The organism is Gordonia sp. UBA5067 (genome assembly GCF_002414845.1).
GTDB lineage: Bacteria > Actinomycetota > Actinomycetes > Mycobacteriales > Mycobacteriaceae > Gordonia > Gordonia defluvii.
On the sequence record NZ_DIAX01000014.1, the window covers coordinates 1 to 16,629 of the forward strand.

Here is a 16,629-nt window from a genome sequence, read left to right on the forward strand (position 1 = left end):
GCACTCTGAAGTCCGAAGAGCCAGATTCCTTCGCGGCGCAGCGCGACGACCTCCGCCACCTCCCGTTTGTCACGATCGACCCGTTGGCGGCGCGGGACCTCGACCAGGCCGTCCATCTGCAGGCCGACGCCGACGGCGGATTCCTCGTCCACTACGCGATCGCGGACGTGGCCGCGCTGGTCGTGCCCGGCGGGGCGCTCGACATTGAGGCGAGGCGGCGCGGCACCACCTTTTACTTCCCCGACGGCGCTGTGCCACTGCATCCCCGGGCGTTGTCGGAAGGCAGTGGGTCACTGCTTCCCGGCGTCGACCGGCCCGCCGTGGTCTGGACCCTGCGTGTCGCGGCCGACGGCAGGGTCGGAGACCTGGCCGGCGGCGGTGTGGCCGTGGGCCGGGCGCTCGTGCACGTCGTCGCCAAGCTCGACTATGCGGGGGTGTCAGCCGATGCCGCCCGCGGCACCCTGCATCCGTCGATTTCGGCGCTCCCGGCATTCGGCCAATTGCGCCGACGGGTGGCGCTCGAGCAGGGACGGATCACCCTCGATCTGCCGGCGCAGGAGGTGACCCGTACCGACGGGCGGTGGACTATCGGCCTGGCCGTCCGGTATGACAGCGAGGAGTGGAACGCCGAGCTGTCGCTGCTGACCGGAATGGTGGCCGGAAAGATCATGCGCGACGCGGACGTCGGTCTGTTACGCACCGTGCCAGCACCACCGGACGCGGCGATCAAGACACTGCGCGGGCTTGCCCACACCCTCGGCGTCGAATGGGGTGACGGACTCACGGTCGGTCAGTTCCTCGCCCGACAACCCGCCGACAGTCCGCGAACACTCGCGCTGATGTCGGCGACGACGAGCCTGCTCAGCGGTTCGGACTATCTCGCACTACCGGCGCCGATACTTGATGGGGCCGAACCGGTCACCGAGCACTCCGGCCTGGCCTCGGTCTACGCACATGTCACCGCGCCGCTGCGCCGGCTGCCCGACCGCTTCGCGACGGAGGTGTGCGTGGCGGTGGCGGCCGGTGATCCGGTACCGCAGTGGGTCCTCGACGCCCTGCCTGAACTGCCCAAAGGGATCCGCGAGTCGTCAAGACTGGCGAGCCGCGCCGACCGGGAGTCGATCGACCTTGCCGAGGCGGTGGTACTGGCGAATGCCGTCGGGGAGCGCTTCGACGCCGTCGTCACCCGGCCGCAGCGGGCGCACCGGCCGGCCGAGGTCTTTGTCGCCGACCCGCCGGTGCTGGCCCCCTGCCGCGGCGACCTGCGCGCAGGGCAGGCGCTGGGCGTGCTGCTGGCGGAAGCCGACCCCCGGGAGCGGCGGATCTTGTTCGCGCCCGCAGCCGGTTAGCCTGGGCTTCTGCGTGTTACTCTCGGCCGGTTGCTGAGGGCTCTGGCCCACTCGGAATTGGAGTAATGGTGAACAGGACGATCAAGGCGGCCGCGGTGGCACTCGCCGCATCACTCGCATTGGTGAGCGGTGTGGGGCCGGCCGTCGCCGACCCCGTGTCCGTGAACGACAGGGTCGGCAAGGCGCTGGTGTTCCTGCTGGTGGAATTCACCGGGCAGGTGCAGATTCCGTTCAACGACGGCGCCCAGTGGTCGGACGACGTTCAGGTTGCCGCGGCATGTACCGGATACATCGTCGACCCCACCGGGTTTATCGCTACCGCTGGTCACTGCGTCAACACGGCCGACGAGAGTCTCAAGAACGAACTGCGCGAGCAGGTCGTACTCGACCTGGCCAAGAAGCAGAACTGGGACAAGGCGAAGGCGGTGGCGGTCTATCAACGCGCGCTCAACGAGTCCTGGGCCATTCGGGGCGGCGGGGGAGATGGTGATGCGCCATCGGTCTCAGTCAAGGCGAAGCAGGCCTCTGGGCCCAACCAGGCGATTCGCGACTGGACAACCCTTCAGGTGGTTGCCTCGCAGCCGTTCAAAGACGGTGACAACGCTGTTCTGAAGCTCAATTCATCGCCCGGCCCGCTCACCGCCCTGCCGATCGCGAAGGAGGCCCCCAAGACCGGCGAGGCAATCACGAGCGTCGGCTTTCCGGCGCAGGTGCGGCGCGTCAGCGACGACGTGACGTTGCCGCAGCCGTCATTCAAGACCGGTACCGTCTCGTCGCGCCAACAGAATTCCAGCGGCGTTGCCCAGACCGAGGTGTCGGCGACACTCGGCAAGGGGATGTCGGGCGGTCCGACGGTCAATTCCGCCGGTGAGGTGATCGGCACCAACTCGATGAAGACGGTCTCCAAAGACGAGACATCGGAGTTCGGCTTCGTCACCGACAACATTGCGCTACGCATGTACCTGCAGAGCAACGGGGTCACCCTGGTGAGCGCGGACCAGGAGTCGTCCGGCCTCAACAAGTGGGTGTGGCTCGGCCCGCTCATCGGCATCGTTGCGCTGCTGCTGATCGTGGGCCTGCTGCTGGGTCTGCGCCGCAAGCCCAAGGCGGGACCGCCGCCGTATTACCCCGGCGGACCGGGTGGACCCGGGGGTGCGGGCCCGCAGCCGTTCGGTCAGCCGCAGCCGTTCGGTCAGCCACAGCCGCCAGCGCAGGGGCTGGGTCAGTTCGGGCCGCCCGCTGCTGCGCCCCGGCCCCCGACGCCCGGATTCGGCGCCCCGCAACCCGGGACGCCGTTCCCGCCGTCCGGTCCGTTCCCGCCGTCCGGTCCGCAACCGGGTTACCCCGGTCAGCCGTTCGGTCGCTGATACCGGACAAGGGCATCGCCCCCCCGCGCCACCACAGCCGGGGACGTCGTCCGGTTGACTGATTTCGGCTTGGCCCGGCAGTGCGCCGCGAAGGTTCAAAAGGGCTAATCTGACCAAGTCGGACAATCCGGTCGACCCCGGTGGACTTCCAGGCGAGGTGGGAATAGTGAAGCGAACATTCAGGCTCGTGGCATCCTGCAGATGACCATCACGGGCCAGGCGCAGATCCCGTTCACCAGTGGGGCACGGTGGTCGCGAGACAGTGCGTGGGCGACCAACATCTACCGGCAGGCGACTGCGCAGGGCTGGGCGGTCCGCGGCGCCGGTGGCGATGGGGACCGACCATCGGCGGCGGTCCGGGTCAAGCAGCCGGGGGGTCCCAACCAGGTCATTCGTGATTGGACCACCGTCCAAGTGGTCAGTGCGCAGTCATTCAAAGATGGCGACAATGCCATTTTGAAAATGAATTCCACGCCGGGAGAACTGACCGCGCTCGCGATCTCCGCGGTCGTCCCGAAACCGGGCGAAGCGATCACCAGCGTCGGTTTCCCGGGCCAGGTGCGGCGCGTGAGCGACGACATCTCGCTGCCGCAGCCCTCCTTCAAGACGGGCACCGTCTCATCGCGCCAGCAGAATCCCAGCGGTGTGGCCCAGACGGAGGTGTCGGCGACGATCGGCAAGGGGATGTCGGGCGGTCCGACGGTCAACGCCGATGGCGAGGTGATCGGCACCAACTCGATGAAGACGGTCTCCAAAGACGAGACATCGGAGTTCGGCTTCGTCACCGACAACATTGCGCTGCGCCAGTATCTGCACAGTCATGGCGTGACGCTGGCGAGCCCCGAGCAGGAGTCGTCACGCCGGGGCTGGTGGGTGTGGCTCATTCCGCTCGTCGGAATCGTCGCCGTGCTGCTGGTCGGACTGCTCGTGTTTGCCCTCATCCGCAAGTCCAAGTCCGGGGCCGCCGGCTACCCGACACCCGAGTCCGGAATGCCCGCCCAGTTTCAGGCCGGACAGACTCCGAGTGCCCCGTACCAGGGTGGACCGCAGCAGGGGGTGCCCGGCACGGGCCCCTCGCCGTTCGGTGTACCGCCGGCATCGGGCCCACCGTCGGGATCGGGCCCACCGTCGGCATCGAACCAGAGCCCCTTCATGCCGCCGCCCCCGCGTTAGCGGTTCGCGAAGCCGTCGGTAGCGGCAACCAGGGCGTCGATGGTGCCGGGCTCGAACGATGCGTGCCCGGCGTCGTCGACGATTCTCAGTTCGGTGCTGGGCCACGCACAGTGCAGATCCCACGCGCTACGCATCGGGCAGACGACGTCGTAGCGCCCTTGGACGATGACTGCAGGGATGTCGGCAATGGTATCGACCTCGTCGAGCAGCTGACCGTCGCGAAGAAATCCGCCGTGGGTGAAGTAGTGGTTCTCGATAGTGGCGAACGCGAGGGAGAAGCGCGGGTCGTCAGCGGCGGATTCGGGCTGGGGGAGCAGGTAGCTCGTCGAGGTCTCCCATCCGGTCCAGGCCGCCGCGGCCTGCTGGGCCAACGGCCGGTCGGGCCCGGTGAGGATACGGTGGTACGCCGCTACCAGATTCCCGCCGCGCTCCGCGACGGGAATCGGTGCCAGATAGTCCTCCCAGCGGTCGGGGAAGATGCCGGCCGCGCCGCCGTTGTAGTACCAGTCGATCTCGCTGCGGCGCAGCAGGAAGATACCGCGCAGCACCAGCTCGGTCACGCGCGCAGGATGCGTTTGCGCGTAAGCGAGGCCCAGCGTCGAGCCCCACGAGCCCCCGAACACCTGCCAGCGGTCGATGCCGAGATGTTTGCGCAGCACCTCCATATCGGCGATGAGGTGTCCGGTGGTGTTGACCGAGAGGTCGGCACCGTCGGCGATGTGGGGTCGCGACTGCCCGCACCCGCGCTGGTCGAACAGCACGATGCGGTAGGCCGCGGGGTTGAAGAAGCGGCGCTGCTTGGCCGACGTGCCGCCACCGGGTCCGCCGTGGACGAAGACCACCGGCTTTCCATGGGGATTGCCCGACACCTCCCAATAGATTTCCTGGCCGTCGCCGACCGGCAGATGGCCGTGATCGTGGGGGTCGATGGCCGGGTACAACTCGCGCATTCCCCAAGACTATGGGCGCCATCGCCGATATGCGGGCGCTGCGCGGCGACCCGTCGAAGATTCACGGCCGGCCGTCCCTGTTCACCACCGTTCTGACCCCAACACCGTCCTACGGAGGGCCTCCCTGGGTCAGAATTGGTCCATGGCACAGCGAAACGATCGGATGGGCGCTTTTGACGCGGTCCTGTACGGCATCGAGGGCGACCCGCTACTGCGTTCGGGCATCATCGCCTTCATCGTGCTCGACGGACCACCCGACCGGGAGAAGGTCACCGAGCGTGCCGAGCGGTTGACTCGACTGTTCCCTCGACTGCGTGAGCGGGCGGTGGGAAACTCGTTGTCGCCGGCGCCGCCGCGCTGGGAGACTGATCCGAACTTCGACCCGGGCTATCACGTCCGGTGGCGTCGCCTTCCTCGGGGAGCCGACGATATTCCGGCGGCACTGGCCTACGCCGCCCGGATGGGCGACCAGGATTTCGATCACTCCCGCCCGCTGTGGGAAATCGCGATCCTCACCGATCTGGCCGACGGTCGGGCCGCGGTGATCTACAAGGTCCACCACAGTGTTGCCGACGGGATGGGCGGACTGGCGATGAGCGCATCGTTGTTCGACCTCGAATCCGACCCGGGTGACCTCGGGCCGATGCCGCCCGCCCCGGTGGCCGATCCGGCGGGCCTGATCGATCGTTTCGTGCAGGCTGCGGCCTTTGAGGCGGCCGCGCTTCAGGAAACGGCAGTCGGCGCCGCCAGGGCGTACGTCCACGCTGCGCGGGGCCTGCTGACCAGTCCGATCGATACCACCGTCTCGGGGGTGCGCACGGCAGCCGCATTCGCCGCGATGATAGCTCCGCCCGGCGGGCCCAAGTCAGAGTGGATGAGCGACCGTTCCCTCACGTGTGCGTTCAACATGATCGAAGTTCCGCTCGAGCCAATCACGCGGGCGGCCCGGGCCGCCGGCGTCACCCTCAATATCGTCTTCGTCGCCGCGGTCGCCGATGCCTTCGGGACCTACCATCGGCGCAACGGACACGCGTTGTCGGAGTTCCGGGTGAACATGCCGGTCAACCAGCGCACCCCCGCCGACGCAGTGACCGGGAACCATTGGGTGCCCGCGCGATTCGTCCTTCCCACCGACGATGTCGACGCCACGGCCCGCCTGGCGCAGTTGCACGGGCTGATCGAGGACGCGCGGCAAGATCCGGCGCTCGAGCTGTCCGAGGTCCTCTACAAGGCGATGGCACTGCTGCCCGCTGCGCTGACCGAGCGGCTCGCGGCCGCGCTGATGAAGGGCGTCGACGTGGCCGCGACAAACGTCCCCGGTCCGCCTGTCGGGGTATACCTGTGCGGCGCGAAAGTGCTTGCACTGGTGCCGTTCGCCCCCAAGGCGGGGGCGGCGATCAACATCGGCCTGCTCACCTATGACGGGAGCGTCCTGCTCGGCATCAACTCCGATCCGGCCGCTGTGCGGGACCCCGATGAGTTCGCTGCCTGCCTCGAAGAGGCGTTTGCGAAGTACGCGGTCTGACGCGGACGGTTGCGGCGCGCGCCTCAGTAAGCGTGTTCGGGGCCGGGGAAGGTGCTGCGTGCCACCTCGTCGGCGTAGGCCGCTGCGGCATCGCGCAGGTCGTCGCCGATGTTGGCGAAGCGCTTGACGAACTTTGCGGTCTTTCCGCTCGTCAACCCTGCCATGTCCTGCCAGACGAGGACCTGCGCGTCGGTTTCGTTGCCGGCGCCGATGCCGACCGTCGGGATGGTGAGCTTACGGGTGATCTGCGCCGCCAACTCGGCCGGGACCATCTCCATGACGACGGCGAATGCCCCCGCCTCCTGGACGGCGAGCGCGTCGGCGATCAGCTGGTCGGCGCCGTCGCCGCGGCCTTGAACGCGGTAGCCGCCGAGACCGTTGACACTTTGCGGAGTGAAGCCGATATGCGCCATGACCGGGATCCCGGCGGCGCTCAGCGTGGCGATTTGGGCGGCGACGCGCTCGCCGCCCTCCAGTTTCACCGCGTGGGCGCCGGTCTCCTTGAAGTAGCGCACCGATGATTCGAGTGCCTGCTGAGGACCCGCCTCGTACGAGCCGAATGGGAGGTCCGCGACGACCAGGGCGTGCGGTGCGCCGCGCACGACGGCGCGGATCAGCGGGATCATCTCGTCGAGTGTGACTGGGATCGTGGTGTCGTAACCGTAGACAGTGTTGGCGCCGGAATCCCCGACGAGCAGCACGGGGATGCCCGCCTCATCAAAACGGGCGGCGGTGGAGTAGTCGTAGCAGGTGAGCATCGCCCACTTGTGGCCGTCCGCCTTCATCTGGGCCAGATGCTGGACACGGGTCGCGCGACGGGGCTGTTCACCGGCTGAGCCATACACGGATGCGTCGGACATGGTTGTCTCTTTTCTGCCTCGAGTCCCTTGTCGGGTACCCGGGTTGACTGCGGACACCACCGATTGTTCCACCGCGCTCGGGCCGGGCCAACGGATTGGTGAGTGCAGTTCGTCACAGGGGCCGAGCGGGGTGCGCCGAACTGTCCAAAACGCGAGGAAGTAACACGCTCGTAACAGGTTGCTTCTAGGCTCGGCGAACATGGACCGGCAAAAAGAGTTCGTGCTGCGGACGCTCGAAGAGCGTGACATTCGATTCGTGCGCCTGTGGTTCACCGACGTGCTCGGATATCTGAAGTCGGTCGCGATCGCGCCGGCTGAGCTGGAGGGGGCGTTCGACGAGGGGATCGGCTTCGACGGCTCGGCAATCGAGGGATTCTCACGTGTCTCGGAGGCCGATACCGTCGCCCGGCCGGACCCGTCGACGTTCCAGGTCCTGCCGTGGACGACCTCGAACGGCCGGCATCACTCGGCGCGCATGTTCTGTGACATCGTGATGCCCGATGGCACGCCGTCCTGGGCGGACTCGCGCCAGGTGCTGCGCCGCCAGATGAATAAGGCCGCAGAGAAGGGCTTCAACTGCTACGTCCACCCGGAGATCGAGTTCTTCCTCCTGAAGGACTCGCCGACGGACGGTTCGGAGCCCCAGCCGGCCGATCGGGGCGGCTACTTCGACCAAACGGTGCACAACGCCGCACCCAACTTTCGCCGGCATGCAATCGACGCGCTCGAGTCGATGGGCATCTCGGTGGAGTTCTCACACCATGAGGGCGCGCCCGGGCAGCAGGAGATCGACCTGCGCTTCGCTGATGCGCTCTCGATGGCCGACAACGTCATGACCTTCCGGTACCTCATCAAGGAGGTGGCGATCAACGAGGGCGTCTCGGCGACGTTCATGCCCAAGCCGTTCAGCGATCACGCGGGTTCGGCGATGCACACGCATATGAGTCTTTTCGAGGGGGAGGAGAACGCCTTCCACGACCCGGACGACCCGATGCAATTGTCGACCGTGGGTAAGCAGTTCGTGGCCGGAATCCTGCATCACGCCAGCGAGCTCAGTGCGGTGACCAATCAGTGGGTGAACAGCTACAAACGTCTCATCCACGGTGGCGAGGCGCCGACGGCGGCTACTTGGGGCCGGGCGAACCGTTCGGCGCTGGTGCGGCTGCCGCTGTACACACCCAACAAGGGTTCGTCGCGCCGCATCGAGGTTCGCAGCCCGGATTCGGCGTGTAATCCCTACCTGACGTTCGCGGTGTTGCTGGCCGCCGGTTTGAAGGGCATCGCCGAGGGCTATGAGTTGCCCGAGGAGGCCGAGGACGACGTCTGGTCGCTGACGGCCGGGGAACGTCGGGCCATGGGTTACCGGGAACTGCCTGGCAGTCTGGCCGACGCGCTCAACGAGATGGAGCGATCCGAGCTGGTCGCCGAGGCTCTCGGCGAGCACGTCTTCGACTACTTCCTGCGCAACAAGTGGGCGGAGTGGACCGAGTACCGGAGCCACGTGACGCCGTTCGAATTGCGCAACTACCTGCCGTTGTAGGCGGTCATGAGCCGAGGATCCACACCCAGTGCCGGGCGGCTCGGGCTGCTCGACGCACAGGCCGCATCGAACCTCGCCGTGCTCGGGTGGGACACCCGGGATCGGGTTGACGTGGCTTGGGCGCTGTCGCGCGCGGCCGACGCCGATCTGGCCCTCAAGGCGCTGGTCCGACTGCGCGAGGCCCTGGGCGAGCACGGTGACGAGTGGGCCGACGTTGCCCGACTCATCGTCGAGGACACCGGGTTTCGTGGACGGTTGTTCGGCGTGCTCGGCGCATCCGACGCCCTGGGGGATCATCTGGTTGCCGAGCCGACGGCGTGGCGGCTGCTGACCGCGACCCGTTTGCCCTCGGCCGAAGCCCTGCGCACCGCGATGCTGGCCGCCGTCGAGGCCCGCCCAGACTCATCCGCACAACCTGACGATCTGGTGTTCCGTGCAGCGGTCACCGGACCCGACGCGGTGCATGCGCTTCGGCGCGCCTACCGGAACCAGCTTCTGGTCATCGCCGCCCACGACGTGGCGGCGACGGTGCAGGACGAGCCGTACGTCTCCATTCCCGAGGCCGGGGCCCTGTTGGCCGACCTGGCCGACGCGGCGCTCACTGCTGCTCTCGCCGTGGCGATCACACAAGCCTGTGGTGATGACCCGCTCGACGTGCGACTGGCCGTCATCGCCATGGGCAAGTGCGGCGCCCGTGAACTCAACTACGTGTCCGATGTCGATGTCATCTTCGTCGCCGAGCCCGCCGACTCGATGTCGGCCCGCATCGCCGGGGAATTCATGCGCGTCGGATCGGCGGCGTTCTTCGACGTCGATGCGGCGCTGCGACCGGAGGGCAAGGCCGGCGCGCTGACGCGGACCGTGGAAAGCCACGTCGCCTACTACCAGCGGTGGGCGAAGACGTGGGAATTTCAGGCACTCCTCAAGGCGCGCGCGATGTGCGGCGACATGGCGCTGGCCGCGCAATACGTCGACGCCGTCACCCCGATGGTGTGGACGGCGGCCGAACGCGACGACTTCGTCGTCGATGTCCAGGCGATGCGGCGCCGGGTGGAGTCGTTGGTGCCCGCCGACCTGCGCGAACGAAATCTGAAACTCGGCAGCGGCAGTCTGCGCGACGTCGAGTTCGCCGTGCAGTTGTTGCAGATGGTCCACGGCCGCGTCGATGCATCGCTGCGCGTGCAAGCGACGGTTGCCGCGCTGGGCGCGCTCACCGCTGGTGGCTATGTGGGCCGCGACGACGGGGCGAACCTCTCGGCGTCCTATCAGTTCATGCGACTGCTCGAGCACCGGCTGCAGTTGCAGCGATTGTCGCGAACGCATGTGCTGCCCGTTCCGGACGATGAGGCGGGGATGCGCTGGCTGGCGCGTGCCGCGCACATCCGGCCGACGGGGGACCTCGACGCAGCCGGGGTGCTGCGCAGCGACCTGCGGTCGCAGCGCATGCGGATCCGGCTGCTCCACGAGAAGCTCTTCTACCGGCCGCTGTTGGAGTCGGTGACCCGGTTCGAGGCCGACGAGCTGACGCTGTCCAGCGAGTCGGCCCAGCGCCGCCTCGCCGCACTCGGATACGCCAAGCCCGAGCGCGCGCTCGGGCACATTCGGGCACTCGCATCCACGCCGGGACGGCGCGGTCAGATCCAATTGCTCGTACTCCCGTCACTGTTGGAGTGGATCAGCCGTACCCCCGACCCCGACGCGGGCCTGCTGAACTATCGCCGGCTGTGTGAGGAACTCGCCGACGCCGATTGGTTCCTCCGGTTGCTGCGCGACGACGGTGTCGTGGCTCAGCGGCTCATGCATGTGCTGGGCACCTCGGCCTATATCGCCGAGCTCCTCATGCGCGCTCCCGAGGTCATCAAGCTCTACAGCGACGGCGCCGAAGGGCCGAAGCTGATCGGCATCGCGCCGGACGAGGTCGCCAAGGGGTTGATCGCGTCGACGGTCCGCCGAACCGACCTCAAGCAAGCGGTCGCGGTGGCGCGCGGCCATCGCCGGGCCGAACTGGCGCGGATCGCGTCGGCCGACGTCCTGGGGATGCTCGATGTGCCGCAGGTGTGCGCCGCCCTGTCGTCGGTCTGGGCCGCGGTGCTCAACGCCGCACTGCAGGTGGTCATCGCCGAGTCGCTGGCCCCCGGCGAGGAGGCGCCCGCGCAGATCGCCGTTATCGGCATGGGCCGACTCGGTGGTGGTGAGCTGGGCTACGGCTCGGATGCCGACGTGATGTTCGTGTGCGAGCCGCTCGATGGCGGTGACGAGACGGTGGCACTCAAGTGGGCGCAGACGGTCGCCGAGAACGTGCGAATGATGCTGGGTACGCCCAGTGCCGACCCGCCGCTCGAAGTCGACGTCGACCTGCGTCCGGAGGGGCGCAACGGTCCGGTGGTGCGGACGCTGGCCTCCTACCGGGCCTACTACGACCAGTGGGCGCAGCCGTGGGAGATTCAGGCACTGCTGCGGGCGCACCAGGTGGCGGGCGACGACGATCTGGGTGTGAGCTTTTTGCACATGGTCGACGGCATCCGGTATCCCCGGGGAGGGGTTTCGCCGGAGGCGGTTCGCGAGATCCGGCGGATCAAAGCACGAGTCGATGCCGAACGGCTCCCGCGGGGCGCCGACCCGGCCATGCACACAAAATTGGGGCGCGGTGGCCTTGCCGACGTCGAGTGGACCGTCCAACTGGTCCAGCTGCGCCATGCCCACGACCACCCGTCGCTGCACAACACGTCGACGCTGGAGTCGCTCGACGCGATCGTGGCCGACGGCCTGCTGCCCGAACAGCAGGTCGAGCTGTTGCGCGACGCGTGGCTGACGGCCACGAAGGCCCGCAACGCGTTGGTGCTGGTGCGTGGGAAGCCGGTCGACGAGCTGCCGGGGCCGGGGGCGGCATTGCGGGCCGTCGCCTTTGCCGCCGGGTGGCCGCCCGACGAGGCGGGGGAATTCCTGGAGCACTACTTGCGGGTGACCCGGCGCGCCAAAGCAGTGGTCACCGAGGTGTTCGGGGCGTGAGGACGCACCGCGCCCGGCCGGCCGCCCGGGGCGGCCCGCCGATAGAGTTGGCCCGATGACCGGCAAGGTACTCCGGCTGGGCGGACTGCTGGTCGGCCTTGCGCTCCTGGCGTGTGGAGTCGGCGCGGTGGTTTTGCACTACTACCCCGCCGAGGGGAATCTGACGATCTATCCGACCAGTGCCGTGCCACTGGCGGTGCTCGCGGCGGGCGCCGCGGTACTCGTGTTCGCGAGCATCCGCCGTTGGGTCCTGGTCGCGGTGTCAGCGGTCGTCGTTGGTGCCGTTCTCGTCACCCAGCTACCGCTCTGGCGGGCCGCGCCGGCGCCCACCGGCGGACCGGCGATCACCGTGCTGTCGTCGAACTTGATGATGGGGGCGGCCGATGTCGCCGAACTCGCGCGCATCGTCAGCGACGTGCGGCCCGACGTCGTCAGCCTTCAGGAGGTCACGCCTGACGCGTACACCCGGATCGTGGCGTCGCCGATAGCGACAGCCGGGCTGAACGAATTTGCCTGGCCGGGCCCCGGGGCCACCGGTACGGTGCTGCTCACCCGGGCCCCGCAGCGTGGCCGAGCGAAACTGCCGGGGATGGTCCTGCACAATCTGGTAGCGGTCACCGACCTGCCGGGGGCGCCCGGGACCCGGGTCCTCGCCGTCCATTCGGGTGCGCCGGTGCCCGGCGCCGGATATGGCGAACTGGCGATCAAGGACCTCAAGGCGCTGCGCGGACACATCGAGAAGCTCCCGCCGGGTCCGATGATTGCCATCGGCGACTTCAACGCCACCTGGGACCACAAGCACTATCGGGACCTGTTGGCCGGCGGCATCGAAGACGCGACCGACCAGGCCGGCGGCGGGTGGTTGCCCACCTACCCGACGGACAAGATCGGGCACCGGCCAGTCGTCGCGATTGACCACGTGATCAGCCGCGGATTCGTGGCGACAAAGGTGCGGACGGTCGAGCTCGCCGGCACCGATCACCGGGTGCTCATTGTTACTCTCGTCGCGCGCTGACCCTCGATTCCGCCGCCGCAGATCCGAACCACCACAGGCTCCTTCTTAGGCTTACCTTATGTGCCCGGCTGATAGGATCGGACACATGGCAATTGCTACGAAGGACTCGCTCGGCCCGACCTCCGATGTGCTCCGGGAGGCAACCGCCCGGGCACACGAGCGGGCGGAGCGGTCGGCGTTCGTGACCGAGCTCATGGACGGCCGGCTGGACGCCGACGCCTATGTGGCCCTCGCCGGGCAGCTCCTGTTCGTCTATCGCGCGCTCGAGAGCGCCGGCGACCGGCTGGCATCGCACCCGGTCGCGGCCGCGGTTCTCGATGAGCGGTTGCGGCGCACGCCGTCACTGGAATCCGACCTCGTCGCGCTGGGCGTCGATCCGTCGGAGCTGAGCATGCTCCCGGCGACGGCCGACTATGTCGCGGCGATCGAGGCCAGTGCGCACGACGCAGCGCGGTTCGTCGCGCACCACTACACGCGTTACCTCGGCGACCTGTCGGGCGGACAGATCATCGCAAGCAAGCTGCGCAACCTCTACGGGGTGTCCGAGGATGCGCTGAGCTTCTATCGATTCGATGGAATCGACAAGCTCAAGCGCTACAAGGACTGCTATCGCGACCGATTGGACGCACTCGAACTCGGCGACGAGGCCACCGATGCGCTGACCGCAGAGGCGATCCGCGCCTTCGAATTCAACCAGGAACTGTTCGCGGCGCTCGAGCGCTGACCGCGCGGCTACTCGCTGCCGTCGGTCTTTTCGATGCCCCGGATCTGCAGGACGAAGATCAGTGGGTCGTCGGCCTCGATACCCGCGTCGGCCTGACCGCCCATCGGCTTGTAGCCGTCCTCGGGAGTCATGGCGACGGCGACGGTGGCACCGGGCTTCTGTCCGACGATGGCCTTCTGGAAACCGGTGACGACGTTGGTGAGCGGGAACGACGCCGGGGTGCCGCGCTGATACGCGCTGTCGAAGACCTTCCCGGTGCGGCCGTTGACACCCAGGTAGCAGACTGACACCATCTGGGAAACCTCGATCGCCTTGTCGCCCTTGCCCTCGTGGAGGGTGTGCACGGTGGTCTGGGCGACCGCAAACGGCTCCTGGACCGTCACACCGGGTGCATGCGTCGCGGTGGGGGCGACGACTTTGATCGACCCGGTGGTTCCGGTGAGCGTCCAGTCGGCCTTGGCGTCGGCGGCGGGGGCCGCGGTCGGACAGGTGCCGCTCTCCGGCGCGGCCTCGTCCTTCTTCTTGTCGTTCGAGCCGCACCCGGCGAGGGCGAGGACGGTGACGGCGGCGAGAGCGGGGACGAAGGCGGATTTGCGCATGGCCCCCAACCTAGCAGTTCGATTATGCGATGAGGGCGTCGAGACCGTCGAGGAGTACCGAGAGTCCGAAGCGTAACTGTGTGTCGTCGAACTCGGCAGCGGGATCCATCGAGGCCAATGCCGCGAGGATGCTCCGATGATGTCGGGGGTCAGCCAACGAGGCCACCATCGTCTCGTATGGCGGGCGGGAGTTGCGCGGAGCGGGACCGATCAGCCCCATCTGGCTGGCTTGGCGAATGTGGTTGCGGACGAAGCCATCGACGAGGAGCAGGGCGCTCATCTTCTGCTGCCCGGAAAGTGGCGTGTCGTCGAAGGCGCGCACGCCGGCTTCGGTCCAGGACAACGCATTTGGTCCCAGCGGTGGCCGGGCCATGGGCATCGTCGCCAGCCAGGGGTGGCTGCGCAACCGGGTGGCGAAGGCGTCGGCCCAGATCGCGACTGATGCTCGCCATCGGTGCTTGCCATAGTCCAGATTCGCCGGACCCAGCCCTTCGTCGACCATGATCTCGCCGATGTCGTCTTTGCTCTCGACGTAGCGGTAGAGCGACATCGTGGTCATTCCCAAAGACTCGGCGATGGCCTTCATGGAGACCATTTCCCAGCCGGAGTTGTCGGCTAGGGCGACGGCCGCCCGCCCGATGTCGGTGACGGTGACCGTCGGTTTGGGTCCTCGTCGGGGCTTGGCCGGTTCGATACCCCAGAGCGCTTCAAGGTAGCGGGGGAGTGCTGGGTTCGTGGGATTGGTCGGGGCCATAGCTACATCCTACAAAAGAACTGCTTGCATCACACGCAGAAACTCCCTACCATCAATCGGGGGAACAATTGTATATATTATAAACTGCTTAGGAGGATCTAATGATACGACGCTCGCCGTGGCTGGCCCTGTCCGTCCTGTGTCTGCCGATGCTGATCGTGTCGATGGATGTGTCGGTGCTGTTCTTCGCGGTACCGGGTATTGCGGCCGACTTGGCGCCGAGTCCGACGCAACTGCTGTGGATCTTCGACATCTACGGCTTCATCCTCGCCGGTGGACTGCTGACGATGGGCGCGGTGGCCGACCGCGTCGGCCACCGACGACTCCTCCTGGCGGGTGCTGCTGCGTTCAGTGCCGCGTCCATCCTGGCCGCCTTCGCCACCTCCGTGGAGATGCTGATCGGCGCGCGGGCACTCCTTGCCGTTGCCGGGGCCACGCTCATGCCGTCGACCCTTGCCATGATTCGGCACGTTTTCGACGATGAAGCGGCCCGGACTAAAGCTGTTGCAACGTGGAATGCGGTCCTCACCGGCGGTGTTGCCGTAGGACCGATCATCAGCGGGGTGTTGCTGGAACACTATTGGTGGGGCTCGGTGTTCTTGATCAACATCCCGGTAATGGTCGTGTTACTTGTTCTTGCGCCGTTGGTGCTTCCCGGTGATACTGCCGATCCGACTCGACGGGTCGATCTACTGAGTTCGGCGCTTGTCCTCGGTTCGATCCTGCCGTTCATTGCGGGAGTGAAAGACATTGCGGCCGACGGTTGGTCGGCTTCTCGAGTTGGCCTTCTTGCCGTCGGGTTCGGGGTGGGTGCGGTGTTCGTCTACCGGCAGCGCGTGCTGCCAGACCCGATGCTCGATCTGCGGCTATTGGCCGACCGTGCGCTAGCCACCTCGATCTGGACGAATCTGGTGTGCTTCTTCGCGCTCCTGGGCATTGCCCCGTCCGTTGTTGTCGCGGCGGCGGCGCCGCTGGCAGCAGGGTCAGCAAACCGGGTGGGCCGCCCGCCGGTGATTGTCGCGGGATTGCTCGTCGCCGCATCCGGGTTCGTCGTCCTAGGTGCCCTTACCGGCTCGAATTCGCTGGCGGTGATTCTTGTTGGTGCGGGAATGATCGCCGCCGGTGTCGTGGCGACGACGGCGATGGTTACCGACCATGTCATCGGGATCGCGCCGCGCGCCCGTGCCGGGGCGACGTCGGGCCTGTTGGAGACCAGCAGTGAACTCGGTGGCGCGCTGGGTATTGCCATCCTCGGCAGCGTGCTCAACGTGGTGTACCGAGCGAAGTTTCCGCCGGACCTGGCAACCGGCGAGGCAGCACGCAGCCTCGGGGGAGCGGCGGCGGGGGCCACGCATCTCTCGGCGTCGGCCGCAGCCGAGTTGCTGACTGTGGCACGAGGGGCGTTCGTCGTCGGACAGAATGCGGCGTCCTGGGTGGCCGCAGCAATCCTGATCGGAACTGCGGTTGTTGCCTGGGTGGCGCTGCGCTCGGGCAAGGTGCGTCCGGAGGCGTCAGCTAGTCCGCACACCTTGACAAACGCACGGTGAGGAGGCCCGCTAGTCACGGTGAAACCTACGGAACGCTCACTCTGGAGATGTTCAGAAATTCTAAGAAGGCGTCACCAGATCCACACCAGCGGGCATTATTTCGTTGGCCGAGGTCATCAGTCAGCACGACGGCACAAAGCCCGCACCGGTGGATCTGGCGTCTGACGATATCGCCGTGCTCACCTATACGTCGGGCACCACCGGGCAGCCGAAGGGG

General features: G+C 67.3%; 14 protein-coding genes. 10 read left to right on the forward strand and 4 right to left on the reverse strand.

Features of this window, described 5'->3' with window-relative positions:
* The 3 genes from B4M62_RS02410 to B4M62_RS02420 form a co-directional block, all read left to right on the forward strand.
* Positions 1-1,349, forward strand: a 1,349-nt coding sequence (locus B4M62_RS02410) for an RNB domain-containing ribonuclease (protein WP_290704642.1), incomplete at its 5' end; no start/stop codon positions are given.
* A gap of 65 nt (positions 1,350-1,414) precedes the next feature.
* Entirely contained in the window at positions 1,415-2,716 is a 1,302-nt protein-coding gene (locus tag B4M62_RS02415; protein WP_290704645.1) for a S1 family peptidase, read from the forward strand.
* A 201-nt stretch (positions 2,717-2,917) separates the two neighbouring features.
* Positions 2,918-3,889, forward strand: a complete 972-nt coding sequence (locus B4M62_RS02420; RefSeq protein WP_290704648.1) for a S1 family peptidase — start codon at positions 2,918-2,920, stop codon at positions 3,887-3,889.
* On the opposite strand, the gene pip is transcribed toward B4M62_RS02420, so the two are convergent.
* On the reverse strand, positions 3,886-4,839 hold the full coding sequence (gene pip / locus B4M62_RS02425) for a prolyl aminopeptidase (protein WP_290704651.1): 954 nt from the start codon (positions 4,837-4,839) through the stop codon (positions 3,886-3,888). The two genes, B4M62_RS02420 and pip, sit on opposite strands and share 4 nt — an antisense overlap.
* A gap of 142 nt (positions 4,840-4,981) precedes the next feature.
* Here pip and B4M62_RS02430 point away from each other — a divergent pair, with 142 nt between their 5' ends.
* Positions 4,982-6,364 carry a wax ester/triacylglycerol synthase domain-containing protein gene (locus B4M62_RS02430; protein ID WP_290704654.1) on the forward strand — a complete coding sequence of 461 codons (1,383 nt, stop codon included), beginning with the start codon at positions 4,982-4,984 and terminating at the stop codon, positions 6,362-6,364.
* Positions 6,365-6,387: 23 nt separating this feature from the next.
* Here the strand turns inward: B4M62_RS02430 and panB are convergent, their stop codons facing one another.
* On the reverse strand, positions 6,388-7,224 hold the full coding sequence (panB, locus tag B4M62_RS02435) for a 3-methyl-2-oxobutanoate hydroxymethyltransferase (RefSeq protein WP_290704657.1): 837 nt from the start codon (positions 7,222-7,224) through the stop codon (positions 6,388-6,390).
* 199 nt (positions 7,225-7,423) lie between these two features.
* Between panB and glnA the strand changes: the two genes are divergently transcribed.
* The 4 genes from glnA to B4M62_RS02455 all read left to right on the forward strand — a co-directional run bounded on the left by glnA (position 7,424) and on the right by B4M62_RS02455 (position 13,512).
* Entirely contained in the window at positions 7,424-8,764 is a 1,341-nt protein-coding gene (gene glnA / locus B4M62_RS02440) for a type I glutamate--ammonia ligase (protein ID WP_290704659.1), read from the forward strand.
* Positions 8,765-8,770: 6 nt separating this feature from the next.
* A complete protein-coding gene (locus B4M62_RS02445; protein WP_290704662.1) occupies positions 8,771-11,773 on the forward strand; it encodes a bifunctional [glutamine synthetase] adenylyltransferase/[glutamine synthetase]-adenylyl-L-tyrosine phosphorylase in 3,003 nt (1,000 codons plus the stop codon).
* A gap of 55 nt (positions 11,774-11,828) precedes the next feature.
* On the forward strand, positions 11,829-12,788 hold the full coding sequence (locus B4M62_RS02450) for an endonuclease/exonuclease/phosphatase family protein (RefSeq protein WP_290704665.1): 960 nt from the start codon (positions 11,829-11,831) through the stop codon (positions 12,786-12,788).
* A gap of 85 nt (positions 12,789-12,873) precedes the next feature.
* The gene (locus B4M62_RS02455; protein ID WP_290704668.1) at positions 12,874-13,512 is read left to right on the forward strand and encodes a heme oxygenase (biliverdin-producing); all 639 of its coding nucleotides are present in this window, start codon (positions 12,874-12,876) and stop codon (positions 13,510-13,512) included.
* An 8-nt stretch (positions 13,513-13,520) separates the two neighbouring features.
* Here the strand turns inward: B4M62_RS02455 and B4M62_RS02460 are convergent, their stop codons facing one another.
* Both B4M62_RS02460 and B4M62_RS02465 read right to left on the reverse strand, forming a co-directional pair.
* On the reverse strand, positions 13,521-14,111 hold the full coding sequence (locus tag B4M62_RS02460; RefSeq protein ID WP_290704671.1) for an FKBP-type peptidyl-prolyl cis-trans isomerase: 591 nt from the start codon (positions 14,109-14,111) through the stop codon (positions 13,521-13,523).
* 22 nt (positions 14,112-14,133) lie between these two features.
* Positions 14,134-14,865 carry a TetR/AcrR family transcriptional regulator gene (locus tag B4M62_RS02465; protein WP_290704674.1) on the reverse strand — a complete coding sequence of 244 codons (732 nt, stop codon included), beginning with the start codon at positions 14,863-14,865 and terminating at the stop codon, positions 14,134-14,136.
* A gap of 101 nt (positions 14,866-14,966) precedes the next feature.
* On the opposite strand from B4M62_RS02465, the gene B4M62_RS02470 reads away from it, so the two are divergent.
* Positions 14,967-16,412, forward strand: coding sequence for an MFS transporter (locus B4M62_RS02470; protein ID WP_290704676.1), 1,446 nt, complete (start codon positions 14,967-14,969; stop codon positions 16,410-16,412).
* A gap of 103 nt (positions 16,413-16,515) precedes the next feature.
* A partial coding sequence (locus B4M62_RS02475) for an AMP-binding protein (protein ID WP_349678331.1) occupies positions 16,516-16,629 on the forward strand: 114 nt, incomplete at its 3' end.

Excerpts from the sequence above, each read along its gene's own strand:
- B4M62_RS02460 (WP_290704671.1), bottom strand. The coding sequence starts at position 14,111 with ATGCGCAAATCCGCCTTCGTCCCCGCTCTCGCCGCCGTCACCGTCCTC.
- pip (WP_290704651.1), bottom strand. The coding sequence starts at position 4,839 with ATGCGCGAGTTGTACCCGGCCATCGACCCCCACGATCACGGCCATCTG.
- B4M62_RS02445 (WP_290704662.1), top strand. The coding sequence starts at position 8,771 with ATGAGCCGAGGATCCACACCCAGTGCCGGGCGGCTCGGGCTGCTCGAC.
- B4M62_RS02430 (WP_290704654.1), top strand. The coding sequence starts at position 4,982 with ATGGCACAGCGAAACGATCGGATGGGCGCTTTTGACGCGGTCCTGTAC.
- B4M62_RS02470 (WP_290704676.1), top strand. The coding sequence starts at position 14,967 with ATGATACGACGCTCGCCGTGGCTGGCCCTGTCCGTCCTGTGTCTGCCG.
- B4M62_RS02415 (WP_290704645.1), top strand. The coding sequence starts at position 1,415 with ATGGTGAACAGGACGATCAAGGCGGCCGCGGTGGCACTCGCCGCATCA.
- panB (WP_290704657.1), bottom strand. The coding sequence starts at position 7,224 with ATGTCCGACGCATCCGTGTATGGCTCAGCCGGTGAACAGCCCCGTCGC.
- B4M62_RS02465 (WP_290704674.1), bottom strand. The coding sequence starts at position 14,865 with ATGGCCCCGACCAATCCCACGAACCCAGCACTCCCCCGCTACCTTGAA.
- B4M62_RS02420 (WP_290704648.1), top strand. The coding sequence starts at position 2,918 with ATGACCATCACGGGCCAGGCGCAGATCCCGTTCACCAGTGGGGCACGG.
- glnA (WP_290704659.1), top strand. The coding sequence starts at position 7,424 with ATGGACCGGCAAAAAGAGTTCGTGCTGCGGACGCTCGAAGAGCGTGAC.
- B4M62_RS02455 (WP_290704668.1), top strand. The coding sequence starts at position 12,874 with ATGGCAATTGCTACGAAGGACTCGCTCGGCCCGACCTCCGATGTGCTC.
- B4M62_RS02450 (WP_290704665.1), top strand. The coding sequence starts at position 11,829 with ATGACCGGCAAGGTACTCCGGCTGGGCGGACTGCTGGTCGGCCTTGCG.